General features: G+C 47.6%; 12 protein-coding genes and 1 tRNA gene. 5 read left to right on the top strand and 8 right to left on the bottom strand.

Annotation, left to right across the window (positions count from 1 at the left end):
- Positions 1-8 precede the first annotated feature (8 nt).
- From BC792_RS09900 to BC792_RS09885, 4 genes are all read right to left on the bottom strand, one after another.
- Positions 9-3281, bottom strand: coding sequence for a SusC/RagA family TonB-linked outer membrane protein (locus BC792_RS09900; protein WP_148908848.1), 3273 nt, complete (start codon positions 3279-3281; stop codon positions 9-11).
- A gap of 408 nt (positions 3282-3689) precedes the next feature.
- Complete coding sequence (locus BC792_RS09895) at positions 3690-4406, bottom strand: ThuA domain-containing protein (protein ID WP_148908847.1); 717 nt, start codon at positions 4404-4406, stop codon at positions 3690-3692.
- A 5-nt stretch (positions 4407-4411) separates the two neighbouring features.
- Positions 4412-5479 carry a 3-dehydroquinate synthase gene (gene aroB / locus BC792_RS09890; protein ID WP_148908846.1) on the bottom strand — a complete coding sequence of 356 codons (1068 nt, stop codon included), beginning with the start codon at positions 5477-5479 and terminating at the stop codon, positions 4412-4414.
- Between the two features lie 8 nt (positions 5480-5487).
- The gene (locus tag BC792_RS09885) at positions 5488-5694 is read right to left on the bottom strand and encodes an RNA-binding S4 domain-containing protein (RefSeq protein ID WP_148908845.1); all 207 of its coding nucleotides are present in this window, start codon (positions 5692-5694) and stop codon (positions 5488-5490) included.
- Between the two features lie 87 nt (positions 5695-5781).
- Between BC792_RS09885 and BC792_RS09880 the strand changes: the two genes are divergently transcribed.
- Together BC792_RS09880 and BC792_RS09875 are read left to right on the top strand one after the other, a co-directional pair.
- Entirely contained in the window at positions 5782-6975 is a 1194-nt protein-coding gene (locus BC792_RS09880; protein WP_148908844.1) for a proline dehydrogenase family protein, read from the top strand.
- 40 nt (positions 6976-7015) lie between these two features.
- Positions 7016-7627, top strand: coding sequence for an HAD family hydrolase (locus BC792_RS09875; protein ID WP_148908843.1), 612 nt, complete (start codon positions 7016-7018; stop codon positions 7625-7627).
- A 16-nt stretch (positions 7628-7643) separates the two neighbouring features.
- Here BC792_RS09875 and BC792_RS09870 read toward each other — a convergent pair whose 3' ends face one another.
- Together BC792_RS09870 and BC792_RS09865 are read right to left on the bottom strand one after the other, a co-directional pair.
- Entirely contained in the window at positions 7644-8999 is a 1356-nt protein-coding gene (locus BC792_RS09870; protein ID WP_148908842.1) for an outer membrane beta-barrel protein, read from the bottom strand.
- A 12-nt stretch (positions 9000-9011) separates the two neighbouring features.
- Entirely contained in the window at positions 9012-9623 is a 612-nt protein-coding gene (locus tag BC792_RS09865) for an RNA polymerase sigma factor (RefSeq protein WP_148908841.1), read from the bottom strand.
- Between the two features lie 207 nt (positions 9624-9830).
- Here BC792_RS09865 and BC792_RS09860 point away from each other — a divergent pair, with 207 nt between their 5' ends.
- Positions 9831-10691 (top strand): universal stress protein, encoded by an 861-nt coding sequence (locus BC792_RS09860; RefSeq protein WP_148908840.1) that lies wholly within the window; start codon positions 9831-9833, stop codon positions 10689-10691.
- A gap of 2 nt (positions 10692-10693) precedes the next feature.
- Positions 10694-10930, top strand: coding sequence for a hypothetical protein (locus BC792_RS09855; protein ID WP_148908839.1), 237 nt, complete (start codon positions 10694-10696; stop codon positions 10928-10930).
- An 817-nt stretch (positions 10931-11747) separates the two neighbouring features.
- Here the strand turns inward: BC792_RS09855 and BC792_RS09850 are convergent.
- Positions 11748-11820 (bottom strand) — tRNA-Thr (locus BC792_RS09850).
- A 281-nt stretch (positions 11821-12101) separates the two neighbouring features.
- On the opposite strand from BC792_RS09850, the gene clpB reads away from it, so the two are divergent.
- Positions 12102-14708: an ATP-dependent chaperone ClpB gene (gene clpB, locus BC792_RS09845; protein ID WP_148908838.1), complete on the top strand. Its 2607-nt coding sequence runs from the start codon at positions 12102-12104 to the stop codon at positions 14706-14708.
- Positions 14709-14781: 73 nt separating this feature from the next.
- On the opposite strand, the gene BC792_RS09840 is transcribed toward clpB, so the two are convergent.
- On the bottom strand, positions 14782-16131 hold the full coding sequence (locus BC792_RS09840) for a PDZ domain-containing protein (protein WP_148908837.1): 1350 nt from the start codon (positions 16129-16131) through the stop codon (positions 14782-14784).
- Positions 16132-16222 lie beyond the last annotated feature (91 nt).

Genomic DNA, 16222 nt, shown 5'->3' with positions numbered 1-16222 from the left:
TGTTAAAGTTAAAAGCCTAAACTAACGCCGAACGTATATTGACGGGCTTGAGGGTAAACACCAAAGTCCACGCCTAATGCCGGATAATCACTTGGCGTTGCGGTCACTTCGGGATCCAGTCCATCGTATTTCGTGATCGTAAACACGTTCGCTACCCCCAGGTAGAAGCGGAGCCTGCTTACCGAGGTATTCTGTCCGAACACATTTTGTACGGGCAGGTTATACCCTATCTGCACATTTCTTAGCTTCAAAAAGCTTGCATCCTGTATATAGTAAGACGACGAGGCGTATTCAAAAGCAGACGCATTGACGGTCGGCGATGGCACATCGCTTCCGGTATTGGTGGGGCTCCATGCGTCAAGGAGACGCGCACTTTTCTGTCCGGAGAAGACACTGAAGTCCGTGAAATAGCGGGTCGCGTCGTATACTTGATTTCCCTGGGATCCATAAAAGAACATAGAAAGGTCGAAGTTTTTATACGCGGCATTCACAGCCAGCGAGTAAATGAAATCAGGATGAGGAGAGCCGATTATTGTCCTGTCGGCATCGTTTATCACCCCGTCTCCGTTGATATCGGCAAATTTAAGTCCACCGGGCCGCGCGCCGTCGTACGATGGCGATCCCGATACATCCGCATCGCTTTGATAAATTCCCGCGACGCGGTATCCGTAGAACGCGCCGAATTGCTCCCCGGGCTTGAGGATGGTCGTTTGCATACTACGGAAGTTTCCATATATCTGCGAAGACACCGAGGGAGCCAGCGCTTCCACGGTATTGACATTTCGGGAAATTGTTCCCGTAAGATCCAATGTGAAAGGCTTCTGTTGCCGCTGTCCGTAGTGATAGCCGAGCGATAGCTCAACCCCTCTGTTACGCATGTTGCCCACATTGACGTAAGGCGACTCTGCGCGACCGACGGCTGCCGCCGGCAAAGGAACGCGGAACAACATGTCTTTTGTTTTCTTATCGTAGTAGTCGAAGGCACCATCGAAATCGCCGTTGAATAGCGTGAAGTCGATACCTAAGTTTAGTGCATTGACCTGCTCCCATTTCACGTCGGGGTTGGCATACGATCGTTGCCAGATTCCGGTTTTGACCGGCCCGTTAATCGGGTACGACGACTCGTTGATGATGGAAGCATATCGGTTCATGTACTGAAAAGAAGGAATGCGCTGATTACCTGTAATCCCGTACCCCGCACGAAGCTTCAGGTCTGCGATCCAGTTAACCGACTTAAGGAACTCTTCATTCGACAACCGCCACGCGCCACTGATGCCGGGGAACACCCCGAATCTGTTGTTCTGACCGAAGTTGGATGATCCGTCCCGACGTACCGTAGCGCTAAGGATATAGCGGTCGTCAAAGCTATAGTCTACTTTTCCGAAGATTGAAAACAAGGCTCCTAAGGCACCGGTTCCGGTGTTTCCGAAATTGGTCGTACCGGCGTTCAGATAAAAGTAATCGAGACTGTTCAAGATAAAAAATCCGTTCCGGTTTGCGGAAAGATCGCGGGAGCGGTTGTCTATAGCTTCCGTACCGGCGAGAATGTTCAGATTGTGCTTATCGATGACTTTCTTCCAGTTTAGCGTATTTGTCCATGTCCACTCCGTGTTATAGCCGGCGTATTCACGGAGACTGTTGTTAAACGACCCTTCTGAAAACTCAGGATTCGGATAGGTGATATCCATTCCGGTATAGTTTTCATATTTTATACCGAAACTGGTTCTCAGTGTCAGGCCTTCAATTAGATCGTACTCGGCATAGGCATTTCCAAAAAACATATTGCTTTTATTGACGTCGTCCTTCCCACGGTAGGCCATAGCCACGGGGTTCTGTCCGTTTCCCCATCCGCCTTTGGAGCCGGCAAAGTTGCCACCTTCGTCATAAACGGGGATGATGTTCTGGATTCGGAATGCAAAGCCGAGGATACTTCCTTCTTCCATGTAGCCGCCCGCCGTGTTGGGGTTTACGCCTACGCCGAAACCTTTTGTGTAACCGTATTGTAGATTTTCACCCAGGCGGAGTTTCCCGTTAAACGCTTTGAATTGCGTATTGGCCCGCACGTTAAAACGTTCGAACCCTGAATGGATAATGGCACCCTCTTGTTTTAGGTGTCCGGCAGACATTGCGTACGTGGCATTTTCGCCGCCGCCTGTGGCACTCAGCTGGTAGCTTTGTGTCGGAGCGTTCTGCGACAGTTCCCTAAACCAGTCAGTTCCGGCCTTGTTTGCTTTGGTGATCTGGTAGAACGTAGCGGGATCCCTGGAATAGTTATATCTGGACATGTCGTAGTCTGCCGGAGTGATGTCGTCGATGTCCTCCCGGCCGATCTCGCCAGCTAGTAGATAATCCGGCAACGTCAGGTTTGTTCCGTTCAGCCTATTGTTCAGATCGTATACCTGCTGCGGCGTCATCATTTTAGGGAACGTGTTGTAACGGGGGGTCTGAAGACCTACATAGGAGTCAAACGATATCTGAGGTTTTCCCTGTCTGCCTGTTTTTGTGGTGATAATGACGACACCGTTATTGGCGCGGGAACCGTAGATGGATGCTGCCGAGGCGTCCTTGAGCACCTGCATGGACTCGATGTCGTTCTGGTTTAGCCAGCTGAGCTTTCCTTCAAATGGCACGCCGTCAATGACATATAACGGCTCGTTGTTGTTGATTGTACTGTATCCCCGTATTTTGATCTGAGGTGTCGATCCAGGGGCGCCATCGTTGACGATCTGTACGCCCGTTGCGCGTCCTTGCAATGCTTCTACTGCTGATGCCGCGGGTTGGCTCTTCAGCTGATCCACGTTGACGACGGCGACGGATCCGGTAAGATCTTTCCTGCGCTGTGCTCCATATCCTGTGACAACAACCTCTTCCAGGCTGCTGTTGTCGGCCTGAAGGTCGATCTGCACCACGGTGGTGTTCGAAGCCACCGTGGTGGTACTGGTCTGATAGCCGATGAAGCTGACCTCAAGCACGTCGTTAACGGCTGCTTTGATCTCAAAACTACCGTCTTGATTTGTAGACGTCGCCGTGGTCTTCCCTGCAATTTTGACGGTCACACCGGCCAAAGGTGTTTTGGTGCCGGCGTCGACCACCGTACCGCGTACGATAACTTCCTGCTGCCGGTGGGCCGCCATAATCAAGGGATCATGATTAAAAATAAGGTGGTTAGCTAGCGTGCTATTCCCGAGAAGAAGCACGGCTCCTGAGACCCACAGGGTGCGGCTCAGCTGTTTTTTTGGGGCAAAAGAATATCTGCCAGAAAAAAAAATAGTTTTTTTCATGGTCTGAAGCTGAAAAAAGGTTTACAATTTAGTTTACTTGATTAGATTGACTTTTTCGCACAATAGTGCACATAAGGTAAATGTTGTTTACGTCATAGATGTTTAGTTTACAATTTAGTTTACTTGTTTAGACTGACTCTTCCCAAAATCGTGTAGATAGGTAAATTTTTTTTACGTCATAGGAGTCTGTCTACAAAATTTACGTGATTAGATTGATTTTCTCGCATAATAGCGCACATAGGTAAATGTCGTTTACGTCATAGTTGTTTAGTTTACAAATGTTAGCAATAGTCTTGTCACACCTAAGTTACGGAATCGTTTGCGAATTAAAAATATCCTTTAAACTTTTTTCAACAAAAAAGCTGAACCCGTTCAGATTCAGCTTTTTATTTCATTATGAAGGGAATATTAGTGTAACCCCAGCGCGTATTTGATACCTCCGATCAGGTGTTTTTGGAAGTTCTCGACATCATAGGATTCGTTCGTATGTCCCAGCCCTGTATAAAAGGTGCGGCCGCCATCGAACTCCCGATACCAGGCAATCGGGTGGAAATTGCCCATGCCCCCGCCCTTATAGCTTTTTTCGTCTAATGTCATCAGGATGTGCAGCCCGGGCTGCACATTTTTAAAGTCGTACCATTCATCTCTATGTATCCATACGTTCGGCAGGTGCTGTGTCGACGCATGCGCGTTATCCACTACTTCCAATTTTGCGTCCTGTACTTCAGGATGTCTTGCGAAATAGCCGCCCACCAGCTGTCCATACCAAGGCCAGTTAAACTCAGTATCGGATGCCGCATGTATCCCGACAAACCCTTTGCCCGAACGAATAAACGTCTGAAATGCACGCTTTTGCTCCGCGTTTAGGATGTCGCCTGTTGTGCTCAGGAAGATGACGGCCTGAAATTTGGCAAGACTATCTGCGCAGAAGTACGTTGCATCCTCCGAATGTACGGACCTGATTTGCTCGGTACGAAGAAGCCGGCGTACGGTCTCCACGCCCTTTGGAATACTTTCGTGACGGAACCCTGTCGTCTTCGTAAATATTAATACGTTAGGCTGACCTTGGACAGAAACGGAAAAGAACAGACAGGATAAACCGATAAGAAATGACCAGTGCTTCATGTTGTTTATTTTAAGTTTAGATAATAGTCCAGGCTCTCCGTTATTAACTTTTCGTCCACATAGCAATTGTAGTCGCACTTTCCGATTTCTGATAACAAAGCGAACCCGACTTTATTGGATTCATTCTTTTTGTCGTTTTGCATCAGCAGAAGCAGTTCGCCATAGATATCGCGCGAAAAGTTGTAGCGCTCAAACCGGCTGTCAAACGCTTGGATCACCTGTTGGAGATCTTGTTCGGTAAGTCCGTTTACTGCTTTCGAAAGATATGCCTCGCAGATCATTCCGGCGGCGATAGCCTCGCCATGCAAAAGCGGATTCTCATCGTGCAGCATGGAGTACCCTTCGATGGCGTGCCCGATCGTATGTCCGAAGTTTAATATCTTCCGAAGGCCTTTCTCCGTAGGGTCCTGTGTGACAACTTCATTTTTGATTGACACCGAACGGAAAATAATGTCGTCTAAGTCATCCTTATCCAGATCAAGCGTCTGTGTTTCCAAAAACAGTTCTCTGTCACGGATAAGACCATGCTTAATGACTTCTGCGAATCCAGATCGTAGTTGTCTATCGTCCAGTGTTTTTAGAAAATCGGAGCTGATAAAAACAGCCTGTGGCTGCGCGAACGTGCCGATGATGTTTTTGACATTATCCAGGTCTATGCCTGTCTTTCCCCCTACCGAGGCGTCAACCTGCGATAGCAGCGTTGTAGGAACCTGAATGAAGTCGATCCCCCGCTTATACGTAGAGGCTGCGAATCCACCCATGTCGGTAACGACTCCGCCGCCTAGATTGATCATCAGGGCCTTTCGGTCGGCACCAAAATCGAGCATCGTTTTCCATACGCCGATACAAAAATCGATATTCTTGTTTTCCTCTCCAGGGTCTACCTCGATAACATCATAATCCGTAAGGTTGGGGAGCGCTGCCTGTAAAATGGGGAGACAGTGGTCGTTGGTGTTCCGGTCGACCAGTATCAGCAGCTGTGAGTAAGACCGCTGCCCGATAAATGTTTCCAAGGAGGCAAGATCCTTCTCGAAGTATACGGAGTAACCAAGGCTTGGTAGTTGTTTTGTCATGTTGTGTTTTAAATAATTTTAACCTGCTGCCCGTCGAATTCAATGATATCACCGACCCTGACTTTCAGCCGCTTGCGGTAGTCGACTTGTCCGTTGTACTTCACAAGCCCCTCTTCGACGACCCACTGGGCCATCGCGCCATGTTCTACCCAGTTCATAGCCTTCAATAACTGAATTAATTGAATATACTCTCCTTCTAATGAAAACGTTTGCATCTTTTTCAAATAAATGCCCTCTAGCAGTTTGTAAATATAACGCTATTCAAAATAAATATTTAATTTTGGCCATTAATTTTTGAACATATGATTTCTGCTAACAGCCAGCTCAGACTGGATTTTAATAATACGGAAATAGCTTTTCGGAACAAGAGCGACAAAGACCTCGAAAAAGCCTATTGGCTCTTTAAAATGGTCGCCAGCAACACATTGATAAAAATCGGAACCCCCATAACCACTTTTGCGTTAAATATAGGTTTGCCCATTCAGGGTATCATCCGCAATACAATTTACAAGCAGTTTTGTGGAGGCGAGTCCATATCTGGATGTGCGCCCGCGATTAAAGAGCTCGGGTTGGGCGGTGTTACGACAATCTTAGACTATTCGGTGGAAGGCGAGGAGTCGGAAGATAGTTTCGATCAAACGTGTGAGGAAATTTTGCGTACGGTAGCGTATGCAAAACAGGAAAAGTTGATATCGTTCTGCGTTTTTAAGCCTACTGGACTCGGGCGGTTTGATCTGCTGGCCAAATCGGATGCAAAGCAACCGTTTACGGCCGAGGAGAAAGCGGAATTCCAGCGGCTGTACAATCGTGTCGACCGGATTTGTAGGGCTTGTCATGACGCTGGCATTAAGGTGTTGGTCGACGCTGAACATTCCTGGATTCAGGATACTATAGACGACCTTGCCCGCGAGATGATGGAAAAATATAACCAGACACAGGTTATCGTGTACAATACCTATCAGCTTTACCGGACGGATAAACTAGCCTCGCTAAAGGCGGATTTTGCGTATGCACAGACGCAGAATTTCTACCTGGGCGCCAAGGTCGTACGAGGAGCCTATATGGAAATCGAGCGTGAACGGGCCGCCGAAAAGGGATACGTCTCGCCCATTCAGCCCACTAAACAGGCGTCGGACGACGATTACAATGAAGCTATCCGCTTTTGCCTCGATCATATTAACCGTATCGGACTGATGGCAGGAACACACAATGAGGAAAGCTCAAAATTGTTGGCCGAAGAAATGGTTTCGCGCGGCATTTCGCCCAAAAATGAGCATATTTTCTTTGCTCAATTGCTCGGGATGTCGGATAACCTATCCTTTAATCTTGCGGCGTCGGGCTTCAACGTTGCGAAATACATGCCCTATGGCCCGGTTAAGGCAGTCATGCCATACCTGTTCCGGAGGGCTCAGGAGAATACATCCGTCGGCGGACAGACCGGCCGCGAGCTTGCACTCATAATGAAGGAGAAAGAACGGAGAAAACAACGGAAATAAAAGATCCCGGACTTTAGCCGGGATTTTTTATTTTTGCCGGATGAGTCCAGAGTCACAGCGAAAATTTCAAATTTTACAAGAAAAATCCGAACCGTTTCAGGCATTACTGTACGATGTAGACGGCACGCTTGCCGATAATATGCCCGCACATAAAGCCGCATATGTGGCCACCGCTGCCGAATACGGGATTGTGCTCGACGAGCAGATTATCGAGGAGTTAGCCGGTTGGCCAACGGTGGCCGTCGCAGAAGAAATAGGAAGGCGTTATGCCGTACCGCTCGACATACATCCCTTTGCTAAAAGGAAGTCTGCCATATTTATCGAACGTTTCATACGGGAGACCAAACCGATTGACTATGTATTAGCCCATTTGTTTGCAAATGTTGGAAAAAAGAAAATCGGCATTGTTTCGGGCGGCTCGCGGAGTACGCTGGCAATCACCTTAGAGGTCATCGATGTTGCAGGTAAGTTTGAGACACTGGTATGCGCCGGAGATACGCCGGAGGGTAAGCCCTCTCCTCAGCCTTTTCTGTTGGCCGCACAGCACCTCGGCGTGGACCCGAAAGACTGTTTGGTATTCGAGGACGGAGACCCAGGCGTGCAGGGCGCTATAGCAGCCGGCATGGGTTGGATCCGTATAGACCGTTTATAATAATCGGCCCGTCGCGTCAGAAATGGGTGATGATCTTCACTCCTCCGTTGGTGTAGTTCATGTCCGCTCTTTTGAATTGGCCTACGGGCAGTTTAACGAAAGGTTCAACGGAGAGTTTTACCGACTTACCTAACTGTGTCTTCCGACCGATGGAGAAGTTTACAAACCCGCCGAACCCGTTGGTATTAACGTTGTTTTCCGAAGCCGCCACAGTGGTGCTCACCGTATTTACCGGGCTGTTGGTCGGTGCGTTCGAGTCGGAAGCACTGGAGTAGATGGGGGCATCCGTATATTCGGTATAGTGGTTAAGGCGCTCCTGAGAAAGTACTACTGCATAGGATAATCCCCCGGTCGCATACAGCTGCCTTGAAAGATTATACCGTAGTTCCAGTGGTATGTCTAACGTCTGCACTTTTCCCGTAACCGAGTTTAAGTCCGGCATCAGCAATGAGTTGGCCCGATAAGGAACATCTTTCGATATCAATGATGCTCCTCCTCCCGGTGCATTCGGCGTGTGCATTTCCGGGCCACCGACATTAACCTCGGAAGCCAACATCCCCACTTCGTACTGGTTGAATGATGCACCTGTCCGCAGGGCCAGCTTATCGTTAAGTTGATAGGCGAACAGTACCCCTCCCCCTACGTTGAAATTCCGTTCGGTGGTAGACGGGCTCAGGAAAGCGCCAAGTTCGAGTTTTCTGGAGAGGTTTAACTTCCTCGGACGGATATTTTGCTCCACATCCCCCCGCCCTGCGGCATCTGGTGTCGCTTTCTGGGCGAGGGCAAATTGATCTCCTAACTCGTTGCGGAACACGGCCACCGGCGCATCTCCCCCTATCGATGTTGCGCGAGGTGGGGCAGATGTCATAAGGGGGGCTCGCGACCCGCTCTCCGGCCGGATAGCCGTGGTCACCTCTGCAAGCTGCATTTTAGCAAGCTCATGGTGTATATACGCGCGCTTCATTTCACTAACCTGCTCGCGGTCGGACATCGTTTCGAACGGCCGTTGCGCAAGCAACTGCTGCGTTTTAGCGTCTTCCTGCGGACCGTCCGCTCCGTCTAGTGCTTCTCTATTGGTGTGGTCGGGAGCAGCTGGCCGACCGTGGGAAGATAGTCGATGCTCCGTCTGTGTTCCAGGAGATGTGGATCGCGGGCTATCGTTTGTAGCGAGCTGATAGGTGGTTAGTGCACCCAATGCCACAACGGCCATAGCCGCTGCCGCCCGCCATACTGGAGAAAGACGCCTGCCCTTCGACGGGACATACTTATGACGGAAGTTCTCCCAGGCCCCCTCTTTGTAAGGCAGCTCCCGGTCCTCCTTCAGTACTTGTCTGATGACATCAATTAGCTCTCCTGTGTTATCCTTTTTCATGTTTGTCCGCAACTAAGAAAGTATGTTCTGCGAAATACTAAACTCTTCCAAATACAATTTCCGAAGCCGTTGCTTCGCCCGTGTAAGGTACGTTCTTGAGGTACTTTCCGGTATATTAAGCATCTCTCCGATCTCTTCGTGTGAATATCCCTCGATCTCAAACAGGTTGAATATGGAGCGTTGGATATCGGGTATTCTCTCCAGCAGCTTAAGAATATCCTCTGCATCTAACCTGTCAGCCAATACGGTCGCATGCGATTTTAGTTCGTCCTCGGCGGTATCTTCAAAGAAGCTGGTTGGCTTCTTTGCCCTTAACAGGTCAATGGAGGTGTTAACGGCAATCCGCGCGAGCCACGATCGAAAAGTTTTTTCCAGAATATCTTCTTCTGCATGCATGTCGAACGTACCGATTTTTCTGAAAACCTTAACGAAGCTTTCGTTGACCGCTTCTTCTGCTTCCATTTCCAATGAAATGTAACGAAGCACAACGGCCATAACATAGCCATAATATTTTTTGTATATAAACGATTTTCCCCGTTCTGTTTTGTCCAAAACGCAGTCCTCCAAGGCCCTTCGTAAGGTCATCGGCTGCTCTCTCTTCCAGATTTTATGAACAATCTTCACTTATAATCGTCTGTTCTGTACACCAATTAACGAAATAATCTCCAAAATACCAGAACAGCAGAACTAGAATTTCGCCATATACTTTTTTTCATTAAAAAACGGGCATGCTGCAACAAACGCTACACGGATGTACGAAAAATGATTTATGTCATTTTGGTTGTTTATACGTCGGAAAATGAGTAAATTTAAATAACTTAATTTTCGGTTATGAGAAAGATATTATTTCCAACGGATTTCTCGGCGGCGGCAGACAATGCATTTGTTTATGCGCTGCACCTGGCTAAAGAAATGGATGCAGAACTATATGTGCTGAACACCTATATGCAGCCCGTTCTATCGTCCACGCATGCCGGACAACCGGAACTTGTTCCGGAAGTTTACGAAAATTATGAACTGCACCAATTTGAGCATTTTAAAAAACACACCGCTTCTTTGCGACAGATCGCGCAGGAGCAAGACCGGTCTGACGTTCCGATTACGTTTCTCTTTGAGGAAGGGTCTGTCGTGGTAAATGTGCAGCGCATCATCGAAAAGGAGAAAATAAGCCTGGTCGTTATGGGGACAAATCGGGCCGAAGGTATTATGGATAAGATTTTTGGTTCTAATACACTGGGAGTTATCCGCGGTGTTAAAATTCCCGTTCTTTCTGTTCCGAAGGAGGCTAAATATCAGGGTATTAAAGAAATACTATTTACCACATTGTTCCGTGAGCGGGATGAGTCCGCATTAACGGAAATAATAGCTATTGCGATAAAATTCGGTGTAAAGGTGAAGTGCGTGCATGTTCATAAGGATAAAAACATTGAGATTATAGCCATGGCCGACCGGTGGCAGAAGCGATTCAGCGATGAGAGACTGGAGTTTGTCTTTCTTGACTTCGATCAATCTATTGAAAATACACTCAATAATTACATTAACACACACCGGGTGGATTTACTCTGCGTCGTAAAACGCAATAAGACTTTCCTCGAGAGCCTTTTCAAATCGAGTATCAGCAATCGCCTGCGTACACACACGAATACAGCTACCTTAGTGCTTCAGGAAGGAGAAGATCCGGGAACGTTTTAAGTATGGAAAGGCTATTAAAATTATTAAAGGAGCATAAATTGCTCTCGGCTCCTGCTGAAAAATACACGCTTCTTATCGATGAGCTGGGGCGCGAACATGGCGCGCTATTCTTTATTGAGATAGCGGGGCGCAGCTACAAGATCATGTTGCCCAGTCCGCATCACGAAACTTTTCTGCGGAACACATCCCCTACTGTGCAACAGCTGCTACACCATAAAGAAGCGATGCTGCTTAAGTAGATCCCATGTTCGCCTCAGCATTGACGGACATGTATACCAATTTTGGACATTTGAGGACATTTGAGGACATTTGAGGACATTTTGGACATACACTTTCAAAGGACATCGTATCTTCGTCCGTATCGCGGGTAGGAGACAGACAGGCATACAAGGAGTTGGAAAACGTTTACGAAAAGAACTCGTCGTTAGGAAGTGAAATGATGTCCGTAACTGCATGTTTAACTATAATATTTTAGAAAAAAAATGAAGAATATATCCATTAAGAAGATTGGAAATCCATCTGACAGCGCCGACGGGCGTTATGGTCCTCTGCTGGCTGGCGTTTATCCCGAAGAGAACGGCGAATCTTCTTTTTGAAACGTGTGACCGTCCTTCGATGGATTAATCCATTGGGCCGGCATCGGAAGATGCCGGTTTTTTTTTGTGCCTATATGCCCCAAAATGACCGTGGTCAAATAAAAAATGGAACGTTCGTTTTGTAAAATGACCACGGTCATTTTACAAAACCAAACTTTGAGTTGCTTAAATGTCCTTGGTCAGTTTGTTTGAGGTCTCTGCTGGTCAAAAAAATGCTGTATTTCTTTGTATTTCATTTATTATTGTGTTAATAATCGGATGATCCCTTGGATGTTAGAAGTTAGAAGTGAGAAATCAGAAGTGAGAAATCAGAAGTGAGAAATGAGAAATGAGAAGTTAGAAGCCAGGGGTTGCTGGGCCCTTTACAAATCGAAGCTCCGAACGGCGGATGTTCCGCAACGCCTCTTAGCAAAAAATAGATTATGAAAAAAGCGGCTTTTTTAGCCGCTTTTCAAATTTGAGCCTCCTATCGGGATCGAACCAATGACCTACTGATTACAAGTCAGTTGCTCTACCAGCTGAGCTAAGGAGGCTTTATGTACAGATAACCTGATTCTTTTTCTGTGATGCAAATATCGCAAGCAACAACTTAATTTGCAAATAAAATATTCAGAAAATACGGCTGCCTTTAAAATCTGCCTGAAAATCAGTAAAAAAGAGCGATAACTGCTATTTTGTCGTTTATCAGCAAAGTGCAGATGCCAAAATTTCCGAAACTGCCCAGTAAATCAAAAAGGCATTTAAATTGTTATCGAAGTAACGAATCAGAACATATTGGACATCATATTAATACATTAATATAAAGATATTTACAATGAATTTTAACAACTATACAATCAAAGCACAGGAGGCCATACAAAAGGCTTCTGAAATTGCGTTGGGAAACCAGCACCAGGCGATTGAGCCAGCGCATCTTTTGAAGGCCCTGTTGACGGTCGATGAGAACGTCGTAGCCCACTTGCTTAAAAAGTTAAACGTAAACGTGGGGTATCTCTCGGCGGAAGTAGACAAACACATAGCATCTCTTCCGAAGGTCAGCGGGAGCAATATCTATATCGGTAATGCCACCGCGGCGGTCTTACAGAAAGCGCAGTCTTACCTAAAAGAGTTTAACGACGAGTTTGTCTCGATTGAGCACTTGTTGCTCGGTCTGCTCTCAGCCAGTGATAAAACAGCGTCACTGTTAAAAGACCAGGGTGTAAATGACAAGGACCTCAAGCTCGCTATTAAAGAGCTTCGGGGTAACAACCGCGTCACCGATCAAAATGCCGAGGCAACCTACAATGCGCTCGGAAAATATGCACGTAACCTGAACGATTATGCGTCGTCGGGCAAGCTGGATCCGGTGATCGGCCGCGATGAAGAAATACGACGCGTCATGCAGATACTCTCGCGGCGTACGAAGAACAATCCTATTCTCGTTGGTGAGCCCGGAGTAGGAAAGACAGCTATCGCCGAGGGAATTGCGTACCGTATCATCAAAGGAGACGCCCCGGAAAATCTGAAAACAAAGGTGGTGTATTCACTGGATATGGGTGCACTGATAGCCGGTGCCAAATATAAAGGCGAGTTTGAGGAGCGTTTGAAGGCGGTAGTTAAGGAGGTTTCGGATAGCAGTGGTGAGATCATCTTATTTATTGACGAAATCCATACGCTGGTTGGTGCCGGCGGAGGTGAAGGTGCCATGGATGCCGCCAACATTCTTAAGCCGGCGCTCGCCCGGGGTGAGCTTCGCGCCATCGGAGCGACGACTTTAAATGAGTATCAGAAATATTTCGAAAAAGACAAGGCCCTTGAACGCCGCTTCCAAAAGGTGATGGTGGATGAGCCCGATACACAGGATGCCATTTCAATCCTGCGCGGCTTAAAGGAACGTTACGAAACACATCATAAGGTACGTATTTTGGACGAGTCTATTATTGCAGCGGTCGAGCTATCACAGCGTTATATTACCGACCGCTTCTTGCCTGACAAGGCTATCGACCTGATTGATGAGGCAGCATCGAAGTTGCGGCTGGAGATGGATTCGGTTCCGGAAGCCGTTGATGAATTGGAACGCCGTATCATGCAGCTGGAAATAGAGCGGGAAGCGATCAAACGTGAAAACGACGACAGAAAAGTGGCTGAGTTATCGGAGACCATCGCCAACCTGTCCAGCGAACGGGACTCCCTGAAAGCTGCATGGCAGTCTGAGAAGAGCCTTGTGGACGAAGTGAATCAGGAAATCCAGCATATTGAAGACTATAAGTTGGAAGCTGATCAGGCGGAGCGCGCCGGAGATTACGGAAAGGTGGCGGAGCTTCGTTACGGCAAGATCAAAGAAGCGCAGGATAAAGTCGAACGGCTGAAAGCAGAGCTGGCCGAGAAGCAACAGGATAATAGGATGCTAAAAGAGGAAGTTACGTCCGAAGACATTGCCGACGTAGTATCCCGCTGGACCGGTATTCCGGTGAGCAAGATGGTTCAATCAGAACGGGAGAAACTGCTGCATCTCGAAGAAGAACTGCATAAGAGGGTCGCCGGACAAGAAGAAGCTATTGAAGCTATTTCCGATGCTATACGCCGTTCCCGCGCTGGACTAAGTGATGCAAAGCGCCCTATAGGATCGTTCATCTTTCTCGGCACGACGGGAGTTGGTAAGACAGAGTTAGCAAAAGCTCTCGCCGAATTCCTCTTTGACGATGAACAGGCAATGGTGCGGATAGACATGTCCGAGTACCAGGAGCGCCACGCGGTATCGAGACTTATCGGTGCGCCTCCGGGATACGTGGGTTATGATGAAGGTGGACAGCTTACCGAAGCGGTGCGCCGCAGACCCTATTCCGTGGTGCTTTTAGATGAAATCGAAAAGGCGCATCCCGACGTTTTTAACATCTTATTGCAGGTGTTGGATGACGGGCATCTTACCGATAACAAAGGTAGAGTAGTGAACTTTAAAAATACGATCATTATCATGACATCTAACACCGGATCACATATCATCCAGGAAAACTTTTCCCGGTTAGACGATATGAATAAAGATGAAGTGATCGCAAAAACAAAAGATGAGGTCTTTGAACTCCTGCAGAAATCTATTAGACCGGAGTTCCTGAACCGTATCGACGAAGTCATTATGTTTACGCCGCTTAGCAGGGATGAGATCGGAGATATCGTGCGTATGCAGTTCCAGCGCGTGCAACGGCAGCTTTCCGAGCAGAACATATCTCTTTCTGCCAGCGAGGATGCCCTCGATTGGCTGGGACAGTTGGGCTACGACCCTGTGTACGGCGCACGGCCCCTGAAACGGGTGATTCAAAAGCGTATTCTAAACGAACTTTCCAAGGAGATACTCGCAGGGAAAGTGTCAAAAGACTCCGTTATACAGCTTGACGTGTTCGATGGGCAGTTCGTTTTCCTTAACAGGACGGAGAATCAGGAATAATTAAATAGCAGATGCAGTCTCATATGCTTCGGTCACTGCATAAGAGACTGCATCTTTTTTATTGTTCAAAGCACTATTGCGCGTATGGAATTGGGTCGACCAGCTGAAACCTCGTCTGGTAAACGTTGTCGCCCCGCTGTAATGTCAGGCGAAGGATGTCGCCGGGATGCGACTGTAGCTTAGACATAATCTTTGACAACGATAGCTTGCCCGCAGCGGTGCCGTTTATTCTGAGCAGCTCGTCCCCTACCGCTACGCCTGCCTTCTCGGCGGGAGAATTCTGACGCACGCCGACAACTCTGTACACAGGACGGAGGACAAAGCTGTATTGCAGGCCGTGGTTTGACAGGTTGATGGTGACGCCCCGATCCGTGCCGCCAAGCAGAGGGTCATTTTTGTCCTGTTTCGGCGGAGCCGTAACAGCCTCTTTCGACCATACCATCCCATCGTGTTTGATGTCTATTCCCGCCATGTTCAGCAGAAATGGCTTAGCGAAGTTCCGGTTTTTCTTTAGATACAGTGTCTCCCGATGATAGTCAATCAACAAGTGAAAACGTTGGAGCAGCTGGCTGCCAATGGAACCGATCCGGCCTTTGGCGAGCTTACTCATAAAAACGGCGTTAGAGTCGGGGTAAGCAACGATGGGGTAATTTAATGTGAAATCTTGGAGCATCACACTTTTTATTCTATTTCTTTTACCGTGGATAGCGCCGTTGAACCCCCGCCCAATGTACTCCTCGACGAATGGAGACTTAACCGAGAATCCCGGCAGTAGAAACGGAAATAACATCAGCGGGTCCGTATTACCGAGGTCGACCAACATTTTACCGCTTATCCAAAGATCGCCGCTACGCATATCTGCCTGAATATAGGGGCGGTCGTTTTCCAACTCCAAAGGAGCAGCTTTATATTTCTTGATCACATCGTCGTAGTCATAGCCCGGAGGGTATAGTGTCAGACGGCGTTTGGGATAGTCGAACTTCACCGCAAAGCTTTTGAAAAACTTCGACCCCAGGATACCATTAATTGCCACACCGATATCGCTGGATATGTCCAGTGCTGCTGCCTGCACAACGTAGATCCAATGAAGGGAGTCTACCGCTATATCACCTACGTCTACTAGATTCCCGGTGGATAAGATGCCGTCAATCCCCTCTTCTATGCCGATGCCATGGAACCGCATTTTATTCTGGTTGTGTAGGTACAGCGAGTCGTCAGCGTGAGCAAATAGGATAGTCTCCTTGACGCCGGTGTCCAGCAGGAAGGAAAAAGAAATGCCATTTATTTTAACAGGCACCAACACGACATTGTTTACCACCTCGAACTTCATAGACAGCGGTTTGTCTGTTTTGAGATGGAATATGCCTTGACAAAGGCCTGAGTTAGAGATGCTCAACCCAAGCAAAAAGATAAACCATTTCATTGCTGTCCCATTAAAATCTAAAATTTCTCTTTGAAATATTTGAAATATAGTTAGTTACAGCGGTTTTTCGATTAAACGGATTTCAATTTTA

Source organism: Sphingobacterium allocomposti, from assembly GCF_008124885.1.
GTDB lineage: Bacteria > Bacteroidota > Bacteroidia > Sphingobacteriales > Sphingobacteriaceae > Sphingobacterium > Sphingobacterium allocomposti.
The sequence above is the reverse complement of the archived record's forward strand: the minus strand, read 5'-3'. Positions and strand labels throughout refer to the sequence as shown.

Bases quoted from the DNA above. Each gene is read 5' to 3' on its own strand.
- BC792_RS09870 (WP_148908842.1), bottom strand. From the start codon at position 8,999: ATGAAAAAGGATAACACAGGAGAGCTAATTGATGTCATCAGACAAGTA.
- BC792_RS09885 (WP_148908845.1), bottom strand. From the start codon at position 5,694: ATGCAAACGTTTTCATTAGAAGGAGAGTATATTCAATTAATTCAGTTA.
- aroB (WP_148908846.1), bottom strand. From the start codon at position 5,479: ATGACAAAACAACTACCAAGCCTTGGTTACTCCGTATACTTCGAGAAG.
- BC792_RS09900 (WP_148908848.1), bottom strand. From the start codon at position 3,281: ATGAAAAAAACTATTTTTTTTTCTGGCAGATATTCTTTTGCCCCAAAA.
- BC792_RS09895 (WP_148908847.1), bottom strand. From the start codon at position 4,406: ATGAAGCACTGGTCATTTCTTATCGGTTTATCCTGTCTGTTCTTTTCC.
- clpB (WP_148908838.1), top strand. From the start codon at position 12,102: ATGAATTTTAACAACTATACAATCAAAGCACAGGAGGCCATACAAAAG.
- BC792_RS09875 (WP_148908843.1), top strand. From the start codon at position 7,016: ATGAGTCCAGAGTCACAGCGAAAATTTCAAATTTTACAAGAAAAATCC.
- BC792_RS09840 (WP_148908837.1), bottom strand. From the start codon at position 16,131: ATGAAATGGTTTATCTTTTTGCTTGGGTTGAGCATCTCTAACTCAGGC.
- BC792_RS09855 (WP_148908839.1), top strand. From the start codon at position 10,694: ATGGAAAGGCTATTAAAATTATTAAAGGAGCATAAATTGCTCTCGGCT.
- BC792_RS09880 (WP_148908844.1), top strand. From the start codon at position 5,782: ATGATTTCTGCTAACAGCCAGCTCAGACTGGATTTTAATAATACGGAA.
- BC792_RS09860 (WP_148908840.1), top strand. From the start codon at position 9,831: ATGAGAAAGATATTATTTCCAACGGATTTCTCGGCGGCGGCAGACAAT.